This window comes from Ferroplasma sp., assembly GCF_037442045.1.
In the GTDB taxonomy this organism is placed as follows: Archaea; Thermoplasmatota; Thermoplasmata; order Thermoplasmatales; family Thermoplasmataceae; genus Ferroplasma.
Window position 1 is genome coordinate 1 of the sequence record NZ_JBBIRC010000081.1, and the last position, 2,425, is coordinate 2,425.

The 2,425-nt window shown below is 36.9% G+C and carries 1 protein-coding gene; it reads left to right on the forward strand.

All coding sequences use genetic code 11. The annotated features are described in order from the left end of the window. The first annotated feature begins 582 nt into the window (after positions 1-582). On the forward strand, positions 583-1,863 hold the full coding sequence (locus WKI77_RS07470) for an MFS transporter (protein WP_337861199.1): 1,281 nt from the start codon (positions 583-585) through the stop codon (positions 1,861-1,863). Positions 1,864-2,425: the final 562 nt, after the last annotated feature.

The following is a 2,425-nucleotide window of genomic DNA, read 5'->3' on the forward strand; positions in this document are numbered from 1 at the left end:
AGTGGTGCTGTTATCCCGGCATAGTCCATTGCAGAGGCTCCTGTGAATGCAAACGGCCCTGCAGGTGCAATAACCATAATAGCATAAAACACTAAGCCCCAAAAAGTCATGCTATTTTTATTAAGAGAATTGGCCATACTTATTTCATTAAAATTTCTTATTTCAATCTTGGCATTGTTTGGAATATATGCCAACTATTAAGCATCCGTAAATATAAGATCAATAATGCGATATTTTAGGTTTTAAAAATTTTGCTTCTTTACACTCCTGCATGGGTCACAGATTTCTAATCGTTCTGAAAACTCAGAATATAGAACAATTCAGGCGATTTGCCATTCTGTAGCAGTATGTTTACAGTTTCCCTGTCCAGCAGAAGAATAAACATAGCTCGCAAAATACCACTAAGATATTGAATAATGTTCATATAGAACCTCAATTATGGATAACGTATAAAAAAGTAATTACAAATAAAATTATATATTATATGCCAATTACTATCCATATTTCAGTAGTTCATTTTAGCGTAGTTGTTTAATGCCGCGCATTTAAAGGAGGTTATTTATTATGTATAAAAATAAGTTTATGGGGTTTACTAGTAATGAACTCCTTCAGATTTCGGCTGCGTGGGGTGGATGGATACTTGATGGCTACACGTCAATAGCATATTTGCTTGTGTTTTCTTATATGAGTGTATTGATTTTTCCAAAATATCTTGGTTATCTTGCAATCGTATTAACTCTGCTTCCTGTAACGTTTGGGGCCGCTGCCCGTTCTCTCGGCTCAGTTGTTCTTGGGAATTTTATTGGTGATAAAAAAGGGAGAAAAAATCTTCTCAGTATTTCTATAGTAGGATTCTCTGTGCTTTCTGCGGCTATCGGGTTGTTGCCAACATATTCTCAGGCAGGCATCGCTTCCCCAATTTTGCTCTATGCTCTTCTATTCCTTGATGGCATTTTTGCTGGGGCAGAATATGGTGGAGGAACAGCACTTTCAATGGAAAGTGTCAGGCCGGAAAAAAGAGAGCAGGCCGGTGCTTTTGTACAGTCTGGATTTGGCACAGGATATTTTCTAATAGTGTTTGTTGAAATACTTTTATTGCAATTTATGGGAACCTCTGCATTCGCTTCCTATGGATGGAGAATACTGATGCTTACTGCAATAATACCGGGAATGATAACTCTTGTTATAAGGCGCCTTTCACATGAAACAAAAATATTTGACGAAATGAAAAATAGCAAAGAAATTGCGAAATCCCCGGCAAAGCAGATGTTTAAAAATCGCAGAAATATAGTTTTCGCCCTTATGATTACTTCGGGTCTCCTGTTTATGAATACAGCAACAGGGTCATTTTATCCAGTAATAGGCAGTGCTGATTTTCTTAATTTAGGTTCTGGCCTGCTTTACGCATTATTAGCAATAAACTTCTTTTCATTGCTTGGTGTCTGGACTGGCGGAATACTTGCAAAGAATTTCAAGGACAGGCGCAGCCCCATGATTATATTCTCATTAATGTTTACCATTCCAACTGCAATATTTGTTCTTTTTGGATATACAACCAATATTATGGCATTCACTATTGTTTTTTCAATCCAGCTGTTCCTTGAAGCTTTAATATTTTCGGCATTGCCGGTATTCCTTGCAGAGGCGTTCAGCAAAAAATTCAGGGCCACAGCAATCGGGCTTATATATAATGGTGGTGCCATAGCTGGTGGAACTGCAATCATTCTTCTAACAGCCCCGGCCCATATAATTAATATAAAGACTCTCTGGATTGTAGAAATGTATATAGCTGGAATAATACTGATACTTGGGCTTGTTTTCTACAAAAAACAGGAAAATTCAGGTGATCCTATAGAAAATTAATTCATGCAATCAAAAAATTATACCTTTCAATTTTGATAATTTAGAAAGCTTTACTCGGATATTTTGAATGATGATACACTGTATAATGCGTCCAGGTTGTGAAATTTGTTAAGCATGTTAACAGGCTCCTCTGGAAGTTATTATCTTCTTCATGCTTAAACTTCCTGGACGCAACCCAACACCCTCTATCCCGCCCTCTAATGATTCCGGGATTGCTTTTCTTATCATATTGTATGAAGCATTGGCATCTGCATTAATTATTATTCCTTTAGATGTCCTGAAGATCCCCCTTGATAGCCTCTTTCCTGCATAGTTATTATGATGTTCTATTGTTTCGTTATCAGGGAATGATGCTTTGCCTGTATATGATTTATCGATAACTATGGTTTGTATGCCTAATTCTTCTCCCTTGTGTATTATTCATGGATATGAGGATATTGAATGGTGTTTGAACAAACTTCCGGTTGTTTCTTTTACCGATATTTACATTCTGTTTCCAGCCTTCGTTGTGCCACCTAACAGGTATTCCTATGCAGTTAGCATTGGAATAATCGATAATAAA

Coding starts and splice junctions, on each gene's coding strand:
- WKI77_RS07470 (WP_337861199.1), top strand. CDS start 583: ATGGGGTTTACTAGTAATGAACTCCTTCAGATTTCGGCTGCGTGGGGT.